The 20,647-nt window shown below is 67.9% G+C and carries 17 protein-coding genes, 1 tRNA gene, 1 other RNA gene and 2 pseudogenes; 5 read left to right on the top strand and 16 right to left on the bottom strand.

Annotation, left to right across the window (positions count from 1 at the left end; all coding sequences use genetic code 11):
• Nucleotides 1–96 precede the first annotated feature (96 nt).
• Complete coding sequence (locus KCI33_RS15760) at nt 97–1,941, bottom strand: SLC13 family permease (protein WP_212525761.1); 1,845 nt, start codon at nt 1,939–1,941, stop codon at nt 97–99.
• 373 nt (nt 1,942–2,314) lie between these two features.
• Between KCI33_RS15760 and KCI33_RS15755 the strand changes: the two are divergent.
• Nucleotides 2,315–2,860 (top strand): annotated as a pseudogene (locus KCI33_RS15755) (transposase); the annotation flags it as partial.
• A 40-nt stretch (nt 2,861–2,900) separates the two neighbouring features.
• On the opposite strand, the gene KCI33_RS15750 reads toward KCI33_RS15755, so the two are convergent.
• Nucleotides 2,901–3,212, bottom strand: a complete 312-nt coding sequence (locus KCI33_RS15750) for an XRE family transcriptional regulator (protein WP_212525760.1) — start codon at nt 3,210–3,212, stop codon at nt 2,901–2,903.
• A gap of 321 nt (nt 3,213–3,533) precedes the next feature.
• Here KCI33_RS15750 and KCI33_RS15745 point away from each other — a divergent pair.
• Nucleotides 3,534–3,992: pseudogene (locus KCI33_RS15745) on the top strand (recombinase family protein); the annotation flags it as partial.
• A gap of 54 nt (nt 3,993–4,046) precedes the next feature.
• Here KCI33_RS15745 and KCI33_RS15740 read toward each other — a convergent pair.
• From KCI33_RS15740 to KCI33_RS15675, 14 genes are all read right to left on the bottom strand, one after another.
• Nucleotides 4,047–4,748 (bottom strand): IS6 family transposase, encoded by a 702-nt coding sequence (locus KCI33_RS15740; RefSeq protein WP_212525759.1) that lies wholly within the window; start codon nt 4,746–4,748, stop codon nt 4,047–4,049.
• A 123-nt stretch (nt 4,749–4,871) separates the two neighbouring features.
• A tRNA-Ser gene (locus KCI33_RS15735) sits at nt 4,872–4,961 on the bottom strand.
• A 96-nt stretch (nt 4,962–5,057) separates the two neighbouring features.
• Nucleotides 5,058–5,777 carry an alanyl-tRNA editing protein gene (locus KCI33_RS15730; RefSeq protein ID WP_212525758.1) on the bottom strand — a complete coding sequence of 240 codons (720 nt, stop codon included), beginning with the start codon at nt 5,775–5,777 and terminating at the stop codon, nt 5,058–5,060.
• Complete coding sequence (locus KCI33_RS15725; protein ID WP_349252217.1) at nt 5,777–8,269, bottom strand: DUF3772 domain-containing protein; 2,493 nt, start codon at nt 8,267–8,269, stop codon at nt 5,777–5,779. Before KCI33_RS15725 ends, KCI33_RS15730 begins: the two co-directional genes overlap by 1 nt.
• On the bottom strand, nt 8,266–9,297 hold the full coding sequence (locus tag KCI33_RS15720) for a cysteine synthase A (protein WP_212525757.1): 1,032 nt from the start codon (nt 9,295–9,297) through the stop codon (nt 8,266–8,268). The genes KCI33_RS15725 and KCI33_RS15720 overlap by 4 nt, the downstream gene beginning before the upstream one ends.
• 49 nt (nt 9,298–9,346) lie before the next feature.
• A complete protein-coding gene (locus tag KCI33_RS15715) occupies nt 9,347–10,474 on the bottom strand; it encodes an NUDIX domain-containing protein (RefSeq protein WP_212525756.1) in 1,128 nt (375 codons plus the stop codon).
• 6 nt (nt 10,475–10,480) lie between these two features.
• Nucleotides 10,481–10,927, bottom strand: coding sequence for a TrgA family protein (locus KCI33_RS15710; protein WP_212525755.1), 447 nt, complete (start codon nt 10,925–10,927; stop codon nt 10,481–10,483).
• A complete protein-coding gene (locus KCI33_RS15705) occupies nt 10,924–12,141 on the bottom strand; it encodes a cyclopropane-fatty-acyl-phospholipid synthase family protein (protein WP_212525754.1) in 1,218 nt (405 codons plus the stop codon). Before KCI33_RS15705 ends, KCI33_RS15710 begins: the two co-directional genes overlap by 4 nt.
• Nucleotides 12,142–12,215: 74 nt before the next feature.
• Nucleotides 12,216–13,637 carry a deoxyribodipyrimidine photo-lyase gene (locus KCI33_RS15700; protein WP_212525753.1) on the bottom strand — a complete coding sequence of 474 codons (1,422 nt, stop codon included), beginning with the start codon at nt 13,635–13,637 and terminating at the stop codon, nt 12,216–12,218.
• A gap of 37 nt (nt 13,638–13,674) precedes the next feature.
• Nucleotides 13,675–14,898 carry an aminotransferase class V-fold PLP-dependent enzyme gene (locus KCI33_RS15695; protein ID WP_212525752.1) on the bottom strand — a complete coding sequence of 408 codons (1,224 nt, stop codon included), beginning with the start codon at nt 14,896–14,898 and terminating at the stop codon, nt 13,675–13,677.
• 155 nt (nt 14,899–15,053) lie between these two features.
• Nucleotides 15,054–16,046: an acryloyl-CoA reductase gene (gene acuI, locus KCI33_RS15690; protein ID WP_212525751.1), complete on the bottom strand. Its 993-nt coding sequence runs from the start codon at nt 16,044–16,046 to the stop codon at nt 15,054–15,056.
• 9 nt (nt 16,047–16,055) lie between these two features.
• Nucleotides 16,056–16,565, bottom strand: a complete 510-nt coding sequence (locus KCI33_RS15685) for a DinB family protein (RefSeq protein ID WP_212525750.1) — start codon at nt 16,563–16,565, stop codon at nt 16,056–16,058.
• On the bottom strand, nt 16,562–17,200 hold the full coding sequence (locus KCI33_RS15680) for a DUF1326 domain-containing protein (RefSeq protein ID WP_212525749.1): 639 nt from the start codon (nt 17,198–17,200) through the stop codon (nt 16,562–16,564). Before KCI33_RS15680 ends, KCI33_RS15685 begins: the two co-directional genes overlap by 4 nt.
• 11 nt (nt 17,201–17,211) lie before the next feature.
• Nucleotides 17,212–17,991 carry a DUF2182 domain-containing protein gene (locus tag KCI33_RS15675; protein WP_249139103.1) on the bottom strand — a complete coding sequence of 260 codons (780 nt, stop codon included), beginning with the start codon at nt 17,989–17,991 and terminating at the stop codon, nt 17,212–17,214.
• A gap of 86 nt (nt 17,992–18,077) precedes the next feature.
• On the opposite strand from KCI33_RS15675, the gene KCI33_RS15670 reads away from it, so the two are divergent.
• The 3 genes from KCI33_RS15670 to chrA all read left to right on the top strand — a co-directional run bounded on the left by KCI33_RS15670 (nt 18,078) and on the right by chrA (nt 20,580).
• Complete coding sequence (locus tag KCI33_RS15670) at nt 18,078–18,818, top strand: FCD domain-containing protein (protein WP_212525748.1); 741 nt, start codon at nt 18,078–18,080, stop codon at nt 18,816–18,818.
• Nucleotides 18,811–19,161, top strand: a transfer-messenger RNA (tmRNA) gene (gene ssrA / locus KCI33_RS15665). Before KCI33_RS15670 ends, ssrA begins: the two co-directional genes overlap by 8 nt.
• A 162-nt stretch (nt 19,162–19,323) precedes the next feature.
• Complete coding sequence (gene chrA, locus KCI33_RS15660) at nt 19,324–20,580, top strand: chromate efflux transporter (RefSeq protein ID WP_212525747.1); 1,257 nt, start codon at nt 19,324–19,326, stop codon at nt 20,578–20,580.
• Nucleotides 20,581–20,647: the final 67 nt, after the last annotated feature.

The raw sequence follows: 20,647 nt of genomic DNA, 5'->3' as shown, positions 1-20,647 counted from the left end.
CTGTCAGCCAGAAATGCCCGCTCATGATGCCCCCTCTGTTTGGGAGCTTGAATCACGCAGACCGGGCAGCCTCAAGCAGGTTTATGGGTCCTGACCCTAGAATGGGAAGAATATGGGAATTGCCCCGACCACTGCTGCGCCAACGACCGCGTTCATCGGAATCCCGATCCTAAGAAAGTCGGAAAACCTGTAGTTCCCCGCGCCATATACCAAGGTATTGGTCTGGTAGCCGACCGGGGTCGCAAAGCTCGCGCTCGCCCCAAACATCACCGCAACGATGAACGGCCGCGGGTCCGCCCCGAGGTGTTCGGCAAGACCGATCGCAAGCGGTGTCACTACGACGGCCACAGCGTTGTTGGTGACAGCTTCGGTCAACACTGATGACAACACGTAGATCGCGGCGAGCGCCACAAGCGGTGATAGCCCTTCCAGCGCTGGTGCGACGGCCTCAACCATGAGGCCGACAGCCCCGGAATTCTGCAACCCTCTCCCTACGATCAGCATCGAGAAGATGAGCACGAGGACACCGGCGTCGATCGATGTCCACGCCTCGTCATTGTCTATGCATCGAAACGCGAGAATTGCAGCTACAGCAATCAGGGCGAGCACGCTGATTTCGGCAACTCCGGTCGCCGCGAGAGCTACGACCGAGATGAGTGCGAAGAAAGCGAACGGCGCCTTGCGGCGGCGGAAGGCGCGTCCCCCGGCCACCGTGATCGCTGCAAGATCGCCCGCCTCGGTCATGCGGGCAAACCCTTCGGAGGTCCCTTCCAGCAACAGCTTGTCCGCCGGTCGCAGGAGCGCGGTCGACAGGTCGGGCCCGAGAGCCTCACCATGGCGATGAGCGCCCAGCACACGCATTCCATAGCGATGGCCCATAGCAAGCTGTGCGATGCGCACCCTGCGGCTCCGGCCCGACAATGTCACGATAGCTTCGGCGACCACAAGATCGGAGGCATCCTCGGCAGTTGGTCCCTGCCTCAGTCCGACATCCAGGCCTTTGAGATTTCGAAGGGTCAGGAGTTCAGACGTCGCCACCTTGGCGATAATCCTGTCACCGATCTCGAGGACGTGCTCGCTCAGGCCTTCGGGTTTGACGCTCGTCTGCGCACGGATGCCGATCACCTCCACGCCCCGCCGGTTCATGTCGCCAATCTGGCCGATCGTCTTTCCAAGACCTCCGTAACCCTCGCTGGGGCGCAACTCGGTCAAGAACGTCGCCTCTCCCTCATCTCCGGGGTCTGCACGATCCCTTCGATCCGGCAGGAGTATGGGCGCCAGTATCAGCAGGGCGAGCCCACCGGTGGCCGCAGCAACCAAACCGACTGGTGTAATTTCTAGGATTGAGAACGGCTCGATTCCGGACTCCTGAGCCACACCGTCCACCAGCAAGTTGGTCGACGTGCCGATGAGTGTGCAGGTCCCCCCCAGAACCGCCATGTATGACAACGGGATCAGCAGGCGTGTTGCAGCAAGGTTTAGGCTCGCCGCCAAGCGGATGGCCACAGGAATCAGGACAATGACGACCGGCGTGTTGTTCATCAGCCCTGAAGCGAGGAGCGTGGCCAGGAGGAACGCCGCCGTGCCCGCTATCGGCCTGTTGCTGGCGGCGGCGACGACCCGGTTCGCGAGTGCGTCGAGAAGCCCGGTCCGAACCAGCGCGCCACTGATTATGAACATTGCTGCGATCGTGATTGGCGCGGGATTGGCGAATGCCGCCAGAACTTCATCGGTGGGAACAAAGCCGAAGACGACGAACAGCGCCGCCGCCCCTGCGGCCGTCACGTCCGGATCGAAGCGCTCGGACAGGAACCCTGCGAACAGGAGGAGAACGAGCGCAAGCGCAAGATAGGGTTCATAGCCGGATATGAGGTCGATCACCGCATTCTCCGTTCCTGGAATGGGACCTGCTTCGAAGCCCCTATCGTGACCAATCAGCATTGCGGGCTTCAGGTCACCCGTGGGTCAACCGGTACTGCGGCGATGTCACGGGATTTGTAGACCGGGTTCCGCCTTAGACTTGTCCGAACGAATAAAGGTTTTGTAGGGCTTGGTGGCGGCCTCCCGACACTCTAGCAGTACTGCCACGACACCTGCCCCGTCAACCAGAAGGCATCTGCGGGTCTTTCCGACAGGTCGCAAGCTTTGGCGGACAGCCCGAGAACTGCGTTTACGGTTCGAGTTCAGAGGGCGAAACTTGCCTGAACGGTTTGCCGATCCGTCTCACTCCTGTGCCGCACGCGCCAAGACCGTCTCTCTTTCGGGATGCGGACGAAGCCGTCCTCGGGTTGCTGCAGGGCCATGGCGTCGCTCCGCTCATGCCCGGTGCAAGCTGGTCGAGATCACGCGCACCGGCCCGGCGCCGATCGCCGAAGCTGGTGTGAAACGTATCGGCGAGCTCTATCGCGTCGAGGCCGAAATCCGGGGGAGTGATCCCGCAGCCCGTCTCGCGGCGCGACAGGAACGCCCCGCACCAATCGTCGCCGAACTGGAAGCCTGGCTCACCCGCCACCGCGCCCGCGTCGCGACGAAATCGCCCCAGGGCGAGGCGCTGAAATACATCGCCAAATACTGGGACGGCCTCTGCCTGTTCCTGACCGATGGCCGGATCGAGATCGACAACAACACCGTCGCGCGGAGCATCCGCCCCATCGCCCTGAACAGGAAGATCGCTCTCTTCGCCGGTCACGATGCCGGGGCGGAGAACTGGGCCGTCATCGCCTCGCTGATCGAGACCTGCAAGCTCAACGCCGTCGATCCTCATGCCTGGCTGGCCGCCACCCTCAGCGCCATCGCGGGCGGCCACATGCAGAGCCGGGTCGAAAACCTGCTGCCCTGGAACTACGCCAGCAAGGTGTGACCGGAACAACGGTTACCCCTCCAAAGGACCAGGGCACCGCTCATTCGCCTTCGCCCTCATCCACACGTCGGTCGGCCATCATCAGAAACACGAGCAGCACGGCATCCGAATGCCGTGCAAGAGCGATCAAGTGTTCGCCGCTCGGTCCCCGCTCGCCCGCGAACCAGTATTTCACGGTCCGCTCGCTGGCGCCCGTCCATCGCATGGCGGATTTGACCGCCCGGTGGGTCGAGCCGAGTTCGGCGTGCAGGGCCATGGCTATGGCGGCACGATAATCGGTCGGCACGTCGTCCAGGTGCAGAACTGTGCCCATCTTCGGCACAACTGTGCCCATCTTCACCGGCATCTTCATGTTTCTCTCCGCTAAATCTCTGAAGAGCCATGAAAACGGCAGAATCAATCTGTTCCCGAGGCGGACCCGTTTGGCCGCCCGTCGGAGCCGCCCATTCATTTGAAGGTGACGGACATGAACTGCGAAACGGCAACGCAGACGCTCGGGTGCGCGGGCAAACGAATACCAAGAGCGCCCCGCAATGTGGGCCGAGACGGAAAGGAATTTCCCTTTTCCGGAAACGACTTTCCGGCGCCCCCATGGTCGAATGATCGCCGAGGCAATGGTCTCGGCCAGAACGGCCCTGGCCGGGTTGCCGAGCACTGAACCGGAGCCGGGCGAATGAGAGGTCACAGGGATAGCAGGGAGACTGGCGACGGCGCATCCGAGCCGGACGTGCCCGCCCTCGCCTACATCCGCATGTCGACCGATCACCAGAAATACTCGACCGAGAACCAGCTGGACGTCATCCGCAGCTATGCCGCCGCCCGCGGGTTGCAGATCCTGCGCGTGTTCGAGGACTCGGGGCGATCCGGCCTCCGGCTGGACGGCCGCGAGGCCTTGCAGACCCTGATGGCCGAGGTCCGGTCAGGGCACGCTGATTTCAAGGCGATCCTTGTCTATGACGTCAGCCGGTGGGGCCGGTTTCAGGATGCCGACGAAGGCGCCTATCACGAGCACGTCTGTTCCCGCGCGGGGATCCGGGTCCACTACTGCGGCGAGCAGTTCGAGAACGACGGCAGCATCGGCTCCAACCTCCTGAAGACCGTCAAGCGGGTCATTGCCGGCGAGTACAGCCGCGGGTGCTGTCAGACGAATTCGAACCGGTCTCATCTAGGACAGTGAGGCTGTCCCTTATGCAGCGCAGAGACCGCGCCACTCGGCGAGAGCGACGGTGCGGTTCGTCTTGAAAATGTCCCGGCTGTAAAGGCTGCGCTCCTGGTTGAAGTGGTTGTAGACGGAGGAATGGACGGCGGCGAATTTCTGAAGACTTCGCATGCGCCGAAACCGCAGCATTGCGCGTTCTCGCCTTCGGAACGGCAGGTGCGAATTCTCCGCCCTGTTGTTCAACCACCGGCCAGTGTCCTGCCGATCGCCTGCACCTATCTCCTTCAGAGCGGCACCGTAGGACCGAAGCCGGTCCGTGACGATCACTTCAGGCTGGCCATGCTTACGCATCGCTTTTCTTAGGAATTTCAATGCCGCTTTGCGATCCCGTCGCTTCGTGACGAAGCTTTCCAGAACCTCACCTTCGTGATCCGCCGCCCGCCACAGGTAATGCATTTCACCATTGATCTTCACGAACGTCTCATCGAGATGCCATCGCCAGTGGCTCGACCGCATGCCTTCGATGCGACGCCTGCGGATCTCGGCCGCGAACATCGGACCGAACCGGTGCCACCAGTATCGGACCGTCTCATGGCTTACGTCGATGCCGCGCTCGTGCAGCAGATCCTCGACGTTGCGAAGCGACAGCGGGAACCGGACATAGAGCATCACGGCGAGCCGGATGATCTCGGGCGACGTTTTGAAGTAGCGGAAGGGGCTGCGTCTCATCATCCCCACACGCTAAGTGTGTCCCCTGCCCGTCTCAAGCCGGTTTGCTCTGACAGAGCCAGCCCGCGGAATTGCGGCACAATTCCAAGGCAAAAGGCATAACTGAATTGAGACAGGGGTGGCTGGCGGAGAGACAGGGATTCGAACCCTGGAGACGGTTTCCCGCCTACACACTTTCCAGGCGTGCGCCTTCGACCACTCGGCCACCTCTCCGTGGCGGTGGGTTTAGCGCTGAATGCGGAGGAGACGCAAGGGCGTTTTGCACCCCGAATGCCGGTTGTTTGCGGGACGCGGCCGGCCGCGCCGGGATCAGCCCGCCAGCACCACGCTGACGCGGCGGTTCTGCTTGCCCTTCTTCTCGATCTTGCCCAGCCGCACCGGGCCGATCTCGCCGGTGCGGGCGACATGGGTGCCGCCGCAGGGCTGCAGGTCCACCTGCTCCTGCGCGGTGCCGATGCGCACCAGCCGCACCCTGCCCGCGCCCATCGGCGGCTTGACCGACATGGTCTTGACCAGGCCCGGATTGGCCGCGAGCTCCGCGTCGGTGATCCACTCCGTGGTGACCTCCAGGTCGCGGGCGATCAGCGCGTTCAGCGCATCCTCCAGCGCCTGCTTGTCCTCGGGCGCGTCGGGCATGTCGAAATCGAGACGCCCCTTCTCCTCTCCGATCGCGCCGCCTGTGACCGGCAGCGGAATCACCACCGACAGCAGGTGCAGCGCCGTGTGCACGCGCATATGCGCGTGACGGCGGCCGAAATCGAGGATCTGGGTGACCTCCGCGCCCACCGGGGGCAGCGGGCTCGGCTCGGCCGGGAGGAGAACGATGTCGTCGCCCCCGCCCTTGACCGCGGTCGCGATCGCCAGCGCGCCGCCCTCCCAGCGCAGGCTGCCGCTGTCTCCGGGCTGGCCGCCGCCCTGCGGGTAGAAGACCGAGGCGTCGAGCACAACGCCGCCCTCGGGCGTGTGGGCGGCGACGCGGGCGGGCGCTTCGCGCAGATAGGCATCGTCTCGGAACAGCGGCGTGGTCATCAGCGGGGGTCCTCTCCTTCGGCGCGGGGCTCTTCAAGGTCGATATCGTGCCCGGCCTGGCGCGGCTTTGGCTCTGCCGGCGGCTGCGGGGCCTGCGGCGCGTCGGGGGCTGCGGGCGCGGCCGACGCGGGGCCGGCGGCGGCGCGCCCCGACAGCGCCTCGGGGTTGCGCAGCCAGATGTCGCGCTGCGCGAAGGGGATCTCGATCCCCTCCTCGGCGAAGCGGCGCGCGATCTCGTGATTCAGCTCGGTGCGCACGCTCAGCCCGTAATTGATGTCGCTCAGCACCACCCGCAGCTCGAAATCCAGCGCATCCGCGCCGAAGCCCTGGAACACCACCGACGGCGCCGGGTTGACCATGACCAGCGGGTGCGCCTCGCCTACCTCGCGCAGGATCTGCTCGACCCGGCGGGTGTCGGTGCCATAGGCCACGCCGACCTTTAGGATGATGCGCCCCATGGTGCTGGATTTCGTCCAGTTGGTCACCGCGCCCGAGATCAGGTCGGCGTTGGGCACGATCACGTCGGTGCGATCGAAGGTCTCGATCCGGGTCGAGCGCACCGAGATGTTGCGCACCGTGCCCATCACGCCGCCGACCTCGATCCAGTCGCCCTCGGTGACCGGGCGTTCGATCAGCAGGATGATGCCGGAGACGAAATTCGACACGATGTTCTGCAGGCCGAAGCCGATGCCGACCGACAGCGCGCCGGCGACGATCGCGAGCGAGCTGAGGTCGATGCCCGCCGCGGTGATCGCCACCACCGCCGCCAGCACCACGCCGACATAGCCGGTGCCCACCACCATCGCGTTCTGCCCGCCCGCGTCGATCCGGGTCTTCGGCAGGACCGAGTTGCGCAGCGCCCCCTGCAACAGCCGGGTGGCGGTGTAGCCGATCCCGAAGATCACCGCGAAGGCGATGAAATTGCTGGGCGAAATCCGCGTGTCGCCGATCACGACCCCCTCGGTGAAACGCGCCCAGATTTCGGTCAGGTCGGCCGGGCGCGCGCCCCAGATCAGCGCCGCCACCGGCACCGCCGTCATCGCCACGGCAAAGCCGAGCAGGATCGGCGGCAGGGTCTCGCGCGCCTCTTCGTTTCCGCCCATGGCCAACACATAGAGATCGGTCACGAAGCGCTGCAGCAGCGCCACCACCCCCAGCAGGCCCATCGTGATGGCCGTGGGGAAGACGATGAAATCGGCCGCCTGCGAATAGCCCACGGCGGCCAGGACCGGCCCGATCACCGAAACCCCCATCACCGCGCGCCCGAGCTGGCGCAGGATGGAATTGCGATAGGGGCGCAGATCCTCCTCGCCGCCGCCTTGCGCGGTCATCATCCGGGCCAGGCGGAACAGCAGCAGCCCGGCCGCCACCAGCAGCGGGAAGCGCAGAACGGCCAGGGCCTCGGGGCCGTAGCTGTCGAAGGCCGCCATCTCGGCCAGCGGCTGGCGCAGCGCGGTCAGCAGGCCGAGCCCGACCACCGCGAAACGCGCCTGCGCGCGTTGCGCGGCATCGAGTTCCAGCACCGGGCGGGTCGTCTCGTAGCGGGGGAACACCCGCCCGGCCAGCCAGGCGGCGATAAGGATGGTCAGGCCGAACCCCGGGATCAGATCGACCATCTGGCTGGCGCGCAGGCCCAGCAGCCCGGTCTGGCGCGCCGCCTGCACCAGCGCCATCAGCCCGATGAAGGGAAGGATCACCTGGCTCAGCGACATCAGAGAGGCCAGAACCTGACGCGAATGGCCCGCGTTGCGTTCGTAGAGCCAGCTGGTGAAGCGCACCGTCCAGCGCCGCCCGCGCAGCAGCAGCACCAGCCCGAACAGAACGAACAGCACCACCACGGGCAGGTTGTTGCGGAACTCGGCGCGGCGCAGATCGTTGCGCCAGTCCGTGGCAACCGCGTTGGCCAGCGCGCGCAGGCTGCCGCTCAGCTTCTCCCAGCCCTGCATCCAATGCGCCGGGTTCAGCGGCGAGGGGCCGAGTTGCAGCAGCTCGCTGGCCTGGCGGGCGCGGATCAGCCCGTCGATCTCGCCGATCAGGCCGTCGGCGCGGCGATAGGCCTCCTCGGCCTTGAACGCCGGCGCCCGCAATTCCTCAAGCTGGGTGGTCAGTTCGGCCCGGCGCGCGGCGATCTCGGCGGGCTCGGTCGCGCCTTCCGCCGGCGCGGGGCCCAGCGCCGCTATCTGCTCGCGCACGGTGGCGATGCGGGCGCTGTTGACCCCCTGCCCGGCCAGGAACTGGCTGCGCCAGCCCACCAACTCGGCGCGCAGCTGCTCCATCGCGGCGTTGGAGGCGCGGCCGGTCCCGATCGCCTCTTCGGCGCGCTTGGCGGTGGCCTCCCAGGCGGCGTAGTCGATCCCCTCGGCGCGTTGCGAGCCGGCCGCGCCGCCCGTGCTGCTGGCGGCAGGGGCGATTTGCGCCAGCGCGCCCTGCGGCGCGGCCAGCGCCAGCGCGGCCATCACGATCAGCGCGGCGAGGAGATGCAGGGGTCTCACGGCTCATATACCTCCGGCAGGGCGCGGGCGGGGGCGTCCAGCCAGGCCGGCACCGGCAGGTCCTTTTCCTTCAGGAAGGCGGGGTTGAACAGTTTCGACTGGTAGCGCGTGCCGTAATCGCACAGCACGGTCACGATGGTGTGGCCCGGCCCCATCTCGCGCGCCATCCGCATCGCGCCGGCCACGTTGATCCCCGACGAGCCGCCGAGGCAGAGCCCCTCTTCGGCCAGCAGCTCGAAGACGATCGGCAGCGCCTCGGAATCCGGGATGGTCCAGGACATGTCGGGGGTGAACCCTTCGAGGTTCGCGGTGATCCGCACCTGCCCGATGCCCTCGGTGATGGAACCGCCTTCGGCCTTCAACTCGCCGGTGGTGTAGTAGCTGTGCAGCGCCGCGCCCTCGGGGTCGGCGAGGCCGATCTTCACCCCCCTGGGCTGAAGCGCCATCGCCACGCCCGCCAGCGTGCCGCCCGAACCCACCGCGCAGACGAAACCGTCCACCTTGCCGTCGGTCTGCTCCCAGATCTCGGGGCCGGTGGTCTCGATATGCGACTGGCGGTTGGCCACATTGTCGAACTGGTTGGCCCAGACCGCGCCGTTGGGTTCGGACTGCGCCAGGCGCTGCGCCAGGCGCTCGGAATAGCGGACGAAATTGTTGGGGTTGCGGTAGGGCGCGGCGGGAACCTCGACCAGTTCGGCCCCGGCGAGGCGCAGCATGTCCTTCTTTTCCTGGCTCTGCGTCTCGGGGATCACGATCACAGTGCGGTAGCCCATCGAGGAGCCGACCAGCGCCAGGCCGATGCCGGTATTGCCCGCCGTGCCCTCGACGATGGTGCCGCCCGGGCGCAGCGCGCCGCGCGCCACCGCGTCGCGGATGATGTAGAGCGCGGCGCGGTCCTTGACCGACTGGCCGGGGTTCATGAACTCGGCCTTGCCGTAGATCTCGCAGCCGGTGGCCTCGGACGGCCCCTTGAGCCGGACCAGGGGGGTGTTGCCGATCAAGCCGGCCAGATCGTCGCGCATGTCCATGGCGTCCTCCGCTGTTTGACCCTCTTGCTACCGCCGGGCCGGGGTGAACTCAAGCGCCCGCGCGCAGCCGATCGCGGTTCAGCGCCAGCCACAGCAGCGACAGCACCAGCGGCGCGTTCTCGATCTCGCCGCTCTCCAGAAGCGCCAGCGCGCGGTCGTAAGACACCAGGTGGACGCGGATGTCCTCGCCCTCGTGCATCAGCCCGCCGAGGCCCGCGGCGCTGTCCGGCAGATCGGTCAGCGCGAGGTAGGAATAGATGTATTCCGTCTTGGCGCCCGGCGAGGGGTAGTAGCCGTGGCAGCGCAGCAGCGCGCCCAGTTCCAGCCCCGCCTCCTCCAACGCCTCGCGGCGCAGGGTCTCCTCGGGGGTCTCGCCGGGGTCGATCCGGCCCGCGATCGCCTCAAGCGACCAGCATTGCGCGTCGCCGCGCGCGAGGGGGCCGGCGCGGAACTGCTCGATCAGCAGCAGCCGATCGCGCACCGGGTCATAGGGCAGCACCGTCGCCGCGTCGCAGGAGACGAAGGCGCTGCGGTGGATCGCGGGGCCCATGCTGCCGTCGAACTGGCGGTAGCGGACGGTGTAATCCTCGACCGCGAAGAAGTTCGCGTAGGGCTCGCGCCGCTCCAGGATCTCGACATCGCCGGGGCGGGTGTCGCGGCGCAGGGTGGCCGGACCGCCACGGCGCGCGTTCAGCCGCGACTGCGCCCGCGCCCGGATCGAGGGAAAGCGCCGCACGACGGCCTCGGCCGGGCGGCGGCCATGGGCCCACATCACCTCCTCGGCCGCGAGCAGGGTCAACGCGCCCCAGCGCGCGGCCCAGTCGCCGAGATCCCAGGCCGCGCCCGGCTCCGGCCCGCCGGCGGGCGGCAGATAGACCTGCGCCGCGCGCGGTCCCGCGGCGGTCTCCACGCTGACCGGGCTCAGCGCATAGCCGAAGCCGCCCTCGTAGAAATCGAGCCGCGCGAGATCCGCCTCCGCCAGCCCCGCCACCAGCAGCCCTTCGGCCGCCGCGCCCGGGCGCTCCACGATCAGGGGATAGCACTCCTCCCCGGCCCAGAAGACGCCGTAGCCGGCCAGCCGGGCCGGGGTGATCTCCCCCCCCTCAAGCCCGTGACCGAGCACAAGCTCCAGCAACGGCAGATACCGCAACGTGCCGTAAAGAAACAAAGACGTCATGAAACCTCAATTCCAGCGCCGGGCCGCGAATTCCGCCACCCAGGCCGCCAGCACCCCGCCCAGCAGCAGGATGCCCATCACCTCCGGCGCGGTGACGATCATCCGCCCGTAATCCATCGCCACCTCGAAGACGCCGACGACCGCCTCCAACGGCCCGTCGTAGCGCATCCGCATCGACAGCCGGAACATCTCGCGCACCGAATGGGCCAGCAGCACATAGAAGGCCAGCACCGCGGTGGTGCGGACGCCATGCGTCACCGCCCGCAAATAGCCGTCGCCCGCCAGCCGCCCCATCACGAACCAGCCGGACAGAAGCCCGATTGCCGCGTTGATCTCGCTGAGATAGCCGGTGTCCAGCCCCTCCGGCAGCAGCGGCTTGAATCGTTCCGACGCGGCGAAGGCCACGACGGCATAGGCAAGGGCGGCGAACAGGCGCGCGGCGGTCGGCATCATGAAGCTCGGATTGGCCTTGTGACGGTGATCTGGGTCACGTCGCAGTTTCCGCTGTGGAAGGTGGCGGCGCAAGAGGTGAGATAGAAATTCCACATCCGCCGGAACCGCGCGTCGAAGCCTAGCGCGGCGACCTGATCCCATTTCGCGTTGAAGCTGTCGTGCCAGCGGCGCAGCGTCTGCGAATAGCTGTCGCCGAATTCGATGGAATGTTTCACGGCGAGCCCTGCGCGCCGCACCTCCTCGCGCAGCACGGCGGGGCTGGGCAGCATGCCTCCGGGAAATATGAATTTCTGAATGAAATCCACGCTTTCGCGGTAGATGTCAAAGCGCCGGTCCTGCACGGTGATGATCTGCAGCGTGGCGTTCCTGCCGGGTTTGAGCCGGTCGCGCAGGGTGGCGAAATAGGCGGGCCAGTATTTCTCGCCCACCGCCTCGAACATCTCGATGGAGGCGATGCCGTCATAGCTGCCGCGCGCGTCGCGGTAATCCTGCAACCTGATCTCCACCCGGTCCGACAGCCCGGCGCGCGCGATGCGCTCCACGGCGTAGTCGTGCTGGGCCTGGCTGATGGTCAGCCCGGTCACACGCAGCCCGCGCTCTGCGGCGGCATATTCGGCGAAACCGCCCCAGCCGCAGCCGATCTCCAGCACATGCTCGCCCGCGCGCACGCCCATCTGATCGACCATGGAGGCGTATTTCCGCCGCTGCGCGGCCTCCAGCGTCTCCTGCCCGGTGCGGAACAGGGCCGAGGAATAGGTCATGCTGTCGTCCAGCCACAGCGCGTAGAAATCATTGCCCAGGTCGTAGTGGTAGGAGATGTTCTTTTTCGCCTGCCGCCGGCTGTTCGATTGCAGCCAGAAGCGCAGCTTTTCGAAGGCCCGCACCAGCCCCATGCCGGGGAAGCCGTCGTAGATCTCATCATTGTCGGCATGAACCAGGTCCATGAAGGCCTGCAGGTCGGGCGTGGACCAGCCCTGTTCCAGATAGGCCTCGCAAAAGCCCAGGTCGCCCTCGCGGATCAGCCGGGCGAAGATGTCGGGGTCATGCACCACCAGCTCGGCCACGGGACCCGGCGCGGCGCCCTCGGCGCGGAAGCGGCGGCCGTCGGGCAGCACGAAATCGAGCCGCCCGTGCGCCATCCCGCACGCCTTTTCGAACACTACCCCGAAATAGCGCGGAAGGCCCTTCTGCCCCCCGGTGTCGGTCAGGATCATCCCCCGTTCTCCCTGTCTTTTTCCTGAGTTTTGCAGACGGGCGCCAACCGGGCAATGCCCAGCCGCGCGCGCGGTCAGAAATCGCGATCCCGATAGGCCGCGAGCGCCCGCGCGCGCCCCTCGGCCAGCCCGACCACCGGCGCCGGGTATGGGTCTTCGGGGCGGATGCCCCAGCTGCGCGGGACGGCGCGGAAAAAGCTCAGCGCGGTGTCGGCGGGCCGGCGGCGGCCCTCGGCGATCCAGGCGTCGCGATAGGCGCGGGACTTGTCGAATTTCGCGGCCTGGGTGTCGGGGTTGAAGACGCGGAAATAGGGCGCGGCATCGGGGCCGCAGCCCGCCACCCATTGCCAGCCCAGCGCGTTGGCGGCCGGGTCCCAGTCGATCAGGCACTCCTCGAACCAGCGCTGCCCGATGCGCCAATGCACCAACAGGTGCTTGGTCAGGTAGGAGGCCGCGATCATGCGGGCGCGGTTGTGCATGGTGCCGGTCACATACATCTCGCGCATGGCGGCATCGACGAATTCGACGCCGGTGCGCCCCTGTTTCCAGGCCAGCACCTGCGGCGCGTCCGCGTCGGCGGACCAGGGAAAGCGCTCCCAGCCGTCGCGCCAGTTGCGGCTGGCGATCTGCGGCGAATGGTGGATCAGGTGATAGGCGAACTCGCGCCAGACCAGCTCTTTCAGGAAGGTCTCGGCGCCCCGGCCGCCCTCCTGCCGGGCGCGCTGCGCGGCGTGCCAGATCGCGCGCGGACCGATCTCGCCATAGGTCAGGTTCTCCGACAGGCGCGAGGTGGCGGGCCGGGCGGGGAAATCACGCGCCGCCGCATAGTCATGCACCGGACCGTCGAGGAACGCCGCCAGCCGCTCCTGCGCCGCCTGCTCGCCCACGCGCACATGCCGGGCCACGACACTTGCGCCGCGCTGCATGGCGGCGCCCATGCGCCAGTCCGCCGATGCATCGCTGTCGGGCCAGCCTTGCGGCGCGCGCAGGCGGGTGGGCGCGGGCAGCGGCGCGCCTGGGTCGCGGCCCTGCACCGCCTTCCAGAAGGGCGTGTAGACGCGGTAATAGCCGCCCTGCCCGGTCTCCACCGTCCACGGCTCGAACAGCAGGTGGCCGGCGAAACTGCGCGCCTCGATCCCCTGCTCTTTCAGGGCCGCTTTCACGCCCGTGTCGCGGGCGACCGCCTGCGGGTCATAAAGGCGCGACCAGTAAACCGCCCCTGCCCCGGTCGCGGCGATCACCTCGCGCAGCACCTCCAGCGCGCGGCCCCGGCGCAGGATCAGCCGGCTGCCCAGCGCCTCCAGCCGCGCGGCGAAATGCTCCACGCCCAGCCCCAGCCGCCATTTCGGCGCAGCGCCGTGCCCCTCCGCCACCTCGTCGAGGATGAACAGCGGGATCACCGGCCGGCCGCTTTGCGCCGCCTCGGCCAGCGCCGGATGGTCGGCCAGCCGCAGATCGCGGCGAAACCACAGGATGATCGGTCTGTCGTCGGCCATGCCCTGCCCCTGTCTGCCGGCCCGCTGCCGGGGCCTGTCACAGGTGCTGATCTAGCGCGTCCATCAGCCGGTCAACCTCCTCGGCGGTGGTGTAATGCACGAAGCTCAGCCGCAGCACCCCCTGATCCGGGTCCACCCCCTGCGCCTGCAACGCCCGCACAGCGTAGAAATCGCCGCCCCCGGCCATGATGCCGCTCTCCGCCAGCATCGCCGCCACCGGCTCCGCAGGGCCGCGCAGGGCCAGGGCCACGGTGGGCGCGCGCCCGGCGGCCCGCGCGGGGCCCAGCAGGCGGACCGAGTTCTTCGCCGAGACGAAATCCAAGAGCGGCTGCAACAGCCTCATCTCATGCCCGCGCATCAGGTCGTGCACCGCCTCGGCGCGCGCGGCCGGTGCGGCCTCGCCGCCGATATGGTGGGCGTAGAGCGCGTCCCAGTAATCGGCGATGCCGGCGCTGGCCGCCACCTGAGCGTGATCCGGCCCGGCCGGCGTGAACCGCTTGTAGAGGGTGCCGGCGTTGAAATAATGCCCCTGGTTCGGCAGCGCCTCGCCCAGGGCGCGCCGGATCACCATGATCCCCTGATGCGGCCCGTAGGTCTTGTAGGCCGAGAACAGGTAGATGTCGGCCCCCAGCCGCCCGACGTTGGGGCAGCCATGCGGCGCGTAGGACACCCCGTCGACGCAGGTGAAGGCCCCCGCCGACTGCGCGATGGCGCAGATCGCGGCCACATCGTTGATCTCGCCCACCACGTTGGAGCAATGCGGGAAGCAGACCAGCCGCACCTTCTCGTCCAGCAGGTTTTCCAGATCGGCGGGGTCGAGATGCCCGGTCTCGGGGTCTATCCGCCATTCGCGGATCTCGATCCCCTCATCGGCCAGCCGCCGCCAGGGGCCGGTGTTGGCCTCGTGATCCTGGTTGGTGACCACGATCGCCTCGCCCGGTTTCATCCACTGCCGGAACGCCTGCGCCAGCACATAGGTGTTCTGCGTGGTCGAGGGGCCGAAGCTGAGTTCATCCGTCTCCACCCCCAGCATGGCGGCAAGCCGCGCGCGCGCCTCGTCCATCTCCTCGCCCGCCAGGCGGCTGGCCTCATAGGGCGCATAGGGCTGCACCTTGCGGCTGCGGTAGAACCGCGTCAGCCGGTCGATCACCGGCGCGCAGGTGTAGGACCCGCCCGCATTCTCGAAAAACGCCTGGCCCCGCAGCGAGGACTCGGCAAAGGCGGGAAACTGGGCCCGCACCCATTCAATATCCAGTTCCATGATATCCTTTTTTTTTCCCGGCGCAGATCCGGCCTGAAAAACACCAACGGCCTCCCGGCAGATCACACCGCCCGCGGCCAAAAGGCCATAGCCAAAACAACGGCGCCGCCCGGGCAACCGGGCGGCGCGGGCGCGCAGTCGGATTTCGCCCCGGTTCAGGCGTTCACGTCGACCACCACGCGCCCCTGCACCCGCCCCTTCAGGATATCCGCGCCCAGCCCCGGCAGATCGGACAGGGTTGCGGGCCGGATCATCGCCTCCAGCCTGTCGAGGGGCAGGTCGCGCGCGATCCTCTCCCAGGCGCGCACCCGGTTCTCATAGGGCTGCATCACGCTGTCGATGCCCAGGAGGTTCACGCCGCGCAGGATGAAGGGGGTGATCAGCGCGCCCTCGATCGCGGCGCCGCCGGCGAGCCCCACGGCGGCGACGGAGGTGCCGTATTTCATCTGCTTCAGCACCCGGCCCAGCATGGCGCCCGCCACCGCGTCGACGCAACCCGCCCAGGTTTCCGGCTCCAGCGGCTTGCGGGTGACCTCGGTCAGTTCCTCGCGCGGCACGATCCGCGAGGCGCCGAGAGCGGTCAGATACTCCGCCGTCTCCGGCCGCCCTGTCACCGCCGCCACCTCATGGCCGAGCCTGGCCAGAATTGCGGTGGCGACCGAGCCCACGCCGCCCGCGGCGCCGGTCACCAGCACCGGCCCGTCGCCGGGTTTCAGCCCGTGATCCTCCAGCGCCATCACCGACAACATCGCGGTGAAGCCGGCGGTGCCCACCGCCATCGCCTGCCGCGTGCTCAGACCGCCGGGCAGAGGCACCAGCCAGTCGGCCTTCACCCGCGCCTTCTGGGCATAGCCGCCCCAATGCACCTCGCCCACGCGCCAGCCGGTCAGAACCACCTTGTCGCCGGGCCTGTAGCGGGCATCCTCCGACGCCTCCACCGTTCCCGCGAAATCGATCCCCGGCACATGCGGGTAATGGCGCACCAGCCCGCCGCCCGGCCCGATGCACAGCCCGTCCTTGTAGTTCACGGTGGAATACTCCACCGCCACGGTCACCTCGCCCTCGGGCAGGCGATCCTCATCGATTTGCTGCACGCCGGCGTGGGTCTTGCCGTCCTCGTCCTTCTCGACGATCAATGCGTTGAACATGGTGTCTCCTCAGGTTTCGCTGTCAGGCATCAGGAACAGGTCGGTGTCGCCGGGGCGCGCGCCCGCGGCGGTCAGCATGGCGTGCACCTGTCCGCGATGATGGGTCTGGTGGTTGAAGAAATGTGTGACGCACAGCGTCAGCGGCATGCTCACCTCGCGCCCCGCAGCGCCGGAAAACCAGGCCAGATCGCCGGCCAGCCCGTCCTCGGGCAGGGCGTCGGCCCAGGCGGCGATCCGGGCATCGGCCTCGGGGCGGAGGCGGCGCAGCGTGGGCCAGTCGGGCACGAAACGCGCGCTGCCCGCGATCCCCACATGCGGCTTGTCCCAGCTGTCGAAGCGGCTCATCCAGAGCGCGTCGCCCCACATCAGGTGGCTCAGCGTGCCGAGGATGGAGCCGAAGAAGGCGCCGCGATCCTCGGTCAGCGCCTGCGGGGTGAGCGTGTCGCAGGCCGCCAGAACCTGCCTGTTCTGCCAGCGGTTGTAGCGCGACATGGTGCGGACATAGGCGCGGGTGATCATCGCCCCGGTCCCGCCCAGTCGATCTGGCAGATCTCGGCCGAGCGGCCGTCGAAATCCCACACCCGGCCATGCGCCCGGACCCGTCCCTGGTTGGCGGTGGCCACGGTGATGTCGGGGCCCATCCAGTAGTGCGTGTTTCGGACCACGATGTCGCTGTCCGGATCGGCGCCGGAGACCGGCACGACCTCGCCCTTGATCGCCTTGCCCACCATCAGGCGCCGCGTCTTGCCCTCGGTCTCGAACAGCACCGGCGCGCGCTCGGCGCCGAGGAACTCGCTGATCAGCATCGAGAACAGTCCCGTCGTGCCCTTGGCAGCCCCGGAGAAGATCGCCAGCAGCGCGTCATAGGCGGCGTCCGAGGCGCGCTCGTCGATATAGGCGGCGGCCTTCCAGTTGCCGCGCGCCATCAAGCCGGGGATCTCCAGGATCAGCCCGACATTGAGGCCCGACAGATCCACGTCGCCATACTGCCCCTCGTCGATCCGCACGCCGGCCCAGGCCTGGCAGTAATCCTCGGTTGGCGGGTGCTTGCCCAGCGACACCACGCAGGGACAGAACACCGTGCAGTTGCAGTTCAGGATCAGCTCGCCCCGGATCGTCCAGGGCACGGTGCCCAGGGTCATGTCGTTCGGCATGTTTTCCTCCCTCAAATCAAGCCCGCGGCGGTCAGCCCCGCCGCCCCGATCAATGCCGCGCCCAGCGGCCGTGTCAGCACGCGGCCCAGCCCGGGCAGTTTCTCGAAGACCATGAGCACCGTCGCCAGCCCCATCCAGGCCAGGTTCATCGTGCCGCCCACGAAGGCCAGCGCCATCAGAGCCCAGCAACAACCCAGGCAGACCGCGCCCAGCCGCAGGCCCATCGCCGCGGCGCGGCCCGGCCCGGGGCGCCAGTATTGCATGAAAAAGGTGAGCGGCTGCCGGCATTGCGAAAGGCAGGCCGCCTTCAGCGCGGTGAACTGGTAGGCGCCCGCGCCGGCCAGCAGCGCCGCGCTGAACCAGCGCGCTGCGCTCTCGCCCAGAGGCGTCACCAGTCCCGCGCCGGTCAGACCCATCTGCACCCCCGCCGCCAGCGCCGAGAAACCCAGCCAGACCGCCAGATAGCCCGCCACCAGTGCCAGCATGCCGCGCCCGGAGGCGGCGCCGCTGGCGGCGAGGTCCTCATAGGTGGCCAGCGCCGGCAGCAAGGTGGGCAACATCATCGCCGCGGCCATCGCCGACCACATCAGCGTCAGCTTTCCATAGCCCGCGGCATCCGGGGTAACGGTGCAGATGGCGCGCCAGAACTCCGCCCCGTAAAGCCGCCCAGCCGCCCTCAAGTCCGATGGCAAGGACATCGCGTAAAGCACTGTCCAGCCAACAACAATCAGGCCGAATACCAGCAGCCAATGCGGCGCCCGCATGGCGCGAATACGCGTGGACAGCGGCATCCTTCCTCCCAGGGGTGAGTCGATTCAGGATTGTCATACATTTAAATGTCTGACAAATGATTTCTGGTCACAGCGGAGCCACGCGCATGAAAACCGAACTCGACGCCGCGCGGGACCTGTCGGCCCAGATCGCCGGGGCGATCCGCGACGCGATCGTGGCCGGCCAGTTGATCGTGGACGAACGCCTGCCCTCGGAATCGGAACTGGCCGACAAATTCGGCGTCTCGCGGCCAACCGTGCGCGAGGCGTTGAAACGGCTGGCGGCGCAAAGCCTGATCCGCACCCAGCGCGGCGCCTCGGGCGGGGCCTTTGTCAACCGGCTGCGCTACGAAGAGGCCTATGGCCAGCAGATCACCACCTCGACCCTGCTGCTGTCGATGAACGCCGTCAGTTTCGAAACCGCCTGCGAGGCGCGCTATGCGCTGGAACGCGCCTGCGCGCCGCTGGCGGCGCAGCGGCGCAGCGCCGATCACCTGGCCGCCATGCGCGCCGAGATCCACCGCCAGGGCCAGCCCGGGCTGTCGGACGAAAGCTTCTGCGCGTCCGACGTGGCGTTCCACCGGGCATTGGTGGACGCGGCAGAAAACCCCGTTCTTTCATACCACTTGGCGGGCGCTGTTGAGGCAATGCAGCCATTGATGAACATGATCACCTTCACCGCACGCGACCGGACCGAGATCATCGCGCGGCACGGCGCGCTGGCCGATGCGCTGGAGGCCCGCGACGCCGCCGCCGCGGAGGCCGCGCTCCAGGCGCTCTGCGCCTACACGATCCGGCTCGGCCGGGACGTGGCCGCCAAACGCACCCGCCGCACGCAAGAGGCTTGAACCGCGCCGCGCGCCGCCCTATGTTCACCCTGTCCCCTCGGGGACTATGGACATAAACGCGCTCGTAATAAGCGGATCGGACCCGGGGGCGGTACCCGGCGGCTCCACCAAACATCCCGCGTTGGGGGATCATGGGGCCGAAACAGGATCGACGAACGTCTAAAGGTGTTAGCTTTGTCCCGGTGAGATACCACCGTTATCGGTTCGCTAAGCATAATTGCCAACGACAATCGTGCTCCGGTTGCAGTTGCCGCGTAAGCGGTAACCAGACCGAAATCTAAAGCCCAGTCCTCTAGCAAGGCCTGGCGGGGTTCGCAGGCACCTGGCAACAGAAGCCTGCACTTCACCACACATTATCAGATAGTTACATCACACTGTTCGCGCAATTCATGCGAACGGCCGCGCCCGCGCGCCAGGTCCGTGCCGGCCCGATTTTCAGGGGCGGACCCCGTCTGCGCGTCGCATCCCTGTTGCAAAACCCTGTCAGCTCTGATCCCACATCGCCATGGATCAGACCTCGCCCCCGCTCTCCGATCTCTTCCGCGTCTTCGGCCGCATCGGACTGCTGTCCTTCGGCGGCCCGGCCGCCCAGATCGCACTGATGCACCGCGAATTGGTCGAGGCCCGTCCCTGGCTCAGCGAAGAGCAGTTCCTGCGCGCACTGAGCTTCTGCATGCTGTTGCCGGGGCCCGAGGCGATGCAGCTGGCGACCTATGCCGGCTGGCGGCTGCGCGGGGCGGCGGGCGGGCTGATCGCGGGGCTTCTGTTCGTGCTGCCCGGCGCGGCGGTGGTGCTGGCGCTGGCCGCGTTCTACGCCCATCTCGGCGCGGTGCCGCTGGTGCAGGCGCTGTTCCTGGGCGTCAAGGCGACGGTGGTGATCGTCGTGCTGCAGGCGCTGGTCCGGCTGTCGGGCAAGGCGCTGCGCAGCCCCGCGCGCTGGGTCATCGCGGTGCTGTCCTTCGTCGGCATCTTCGCGCTTTCGCTGCCCTTTCCCGTGATCATCGCGCTGGCCGCCGCCTATGGTTTCGCCACCGCCGACGCCACGCCCGCCCCCGCCGCACCGCCGGCGCGGCGCGCGAAGACCGGGCCGGTCATCGCGCTCTGGGCCGCACTGTGGCTGGCGCCGGTCGCGGCACTCTGGGCGCTGGCGCCCGATGTGCTGGCCGAGATCGCGCTGTTCTTCTCGAAACTGGCGGTGGTGACCTTCGGCGGGGCCTATGCCGTGCTGGCCTACATGACGCAGGAGGCGGTGGCCCAGCAGGGTTGGCTGAGCACGGCCGAGATGATGGACGGGCTGGGCCTTGCGGAAACCACGCCGGGGCCGCTGATCCTGGTCACCGAATTCGTGGGCTTCGTCGCCGGGTTCAAGGCGGGCGGTTTGTGGCTGGGGCTGGCGGGCGCGGCGGTGACGCTGTGGGTCACCTTCGTGCCGTGCTTCCTGTGGATCTTCGCCGGCGCGCCCTACATCGACCGGCTGGCGGGTCAGCCGCGGCTCTCGGCGGCGCTGTCGGCGGTAACGGCGGCGGTGGTGGGCGTGATCGCCAACCTCTCGGCCTGGTTCGCCGCGCATGTCTTCTTTGCTGAGGTCGGGCTGTGGCAGGCCGGGCCGCTGCGCCTGATCGTGCCGCAGGGCGCGAGCCTCGACCCGCGGGCGCTGGCGCTGGCCGGGCTGGCGGCGCTGCTGCTGTGGCGGGGCTGGCCTCTGCCCGGCATTCTGGGCGCGCTGGCGCTGGCCGGGGGGCTGTTGGGGCAGCTGGGATAGGCACCGCGGATTTAGCCCGCAGCCCCCCCTTTCATAAATCCCCGAATCCCCTATGCTGAGCGCGAAT

The sequence above is a fragment of the Actibacterium sp. MT2.3-13A genome (assembly GCF_018139985.1).
In the GTDB taxonomy this organism is placed as follows: Bacteria; Pseudomonadota; Alphaproteobacteria; order Rhodobacterales; family Rhodobacteraceae; genus JAGSOU01.
This window is presented reverse-complemented; position numbering and strand designations above follow the sequence as displayed.

Excerpts from the sequence above, each read along its gene's own strand:
- KCI33_RS15760 (WP_212525761.1), bottom strand. The coding sequence starts at position 1,941 with ATGCTGATTGGTCACGATAGGGGCTTCGAAGCAGGTCCCATTCCAGGA.
- KCI33_RS15750 (WP_212525760.1), bottom strand. The coding sequence starts at position 3,212 with ATGAAGATGCCGGTGAAGATGGGCACAGTTGTGCCGAAGATGGGCACA.
- KCI33_RS15740 (WP_212525759.1), bottom strand. The coding sequence starts at position 4,748 with ATGAGACGCAGCCCCTTCCGCTACTTCAAAACGTCGCCCGAGATCATC.
- KCI33_RS15730 (WP_212525758.1), bottom strand. The coding sequence starts at position 5,777 with ATGACCACGCCGCTGTTCCGAGACGATGCCTATCTGCGCGAAGCGCCC.
- KCI33_RS15720 (WP_212525757.1), bottom strand. The coding sequence starts at position 9,297 with ATGGACATGCGCGACGATCTGGCCGGCTTGATCGGCAACACCCCCCTG.
- KCI33_RS15715 (WP_212525756.1), bottom strand. The coding sequence starts at position 10,474 with ATGACGTCTTTGTTTCTTTACGGCACGTTGCGGTATCTGCCGTTGCTG.
- KCI33_RS15710 (WP_212525755.1), bottom strand. The coding sequence starts at position 10,927 with ATGATGCCGACCGCCGCGCGCCTGTTCGCCGCCCTTGCCTATGCCGTC.
- KCI33_RS15705 (WP_212525754.1), bottom strand. The coding sequence starts at position 12,141 with ATGATCCTGACCGACACCGGGGGGCAGAAGGGCCTTCCGCGCTATTTC.
- KCI33_RS15700 (WP_212525753.1), bottom strand. The coding sequence starts at position 13,637 with ATGGCCGACGACAGACCGATCATCCTGTGGTTTCGCCGCGATCTGCGG.
- KCI33_RS15695 (WP_212525752.1), bottom strand. The coding sequence starts at position 14,898 with ATGGAACTGGATATTGAATGGGTGCGGGCCCAGTTTCCCGCCTTTGCC.
- acuI (WP_212525751.1), bottom strand. The coding sequence starts at position 16,046 with ATGTTCAACGCATTGATCGTCGAGAAGGACGAGGACGGCAAGACCCAC.
- KCI33_RS15685 (WP_212525750.1), bottom strand. The coding sequence starts at position 16,565 with ATGATCACCCGCGCCTATGTCCGCACCATGTCGCGCTACAACCGCTGG.
- KCI33_RS15680 (WP_212525749.1), bottom strand. The coding sequence starts at position 17,200 with ATGCCGAACGACATGACCCTGGGCACCGTGCCCTGGACGATCCGGGGC.
- KCI33_RS15675 (WP_249139103.1), bottom strand. The coding sequence starts at position 17,991 with ATGCCGCTGTCCACGCGTATTCGCGCCATGCGGGCGCCGCATTGGCTG.
- KCI33_RS15670 (WP_212525748.1), top strand. The coding sequence starts at position 18,078 with ATGAAAACCGAACTCGACGCCGCGCGGGACCTGTCGGCCCAGATCGCC.
- chrA (WP_212525747.1), top strand. The coding sequence starts at position 19,324 with ATGGATCAGACCTCGCCCCCGCTCTCCGATCTCTTCCGCGTCTTCGGC.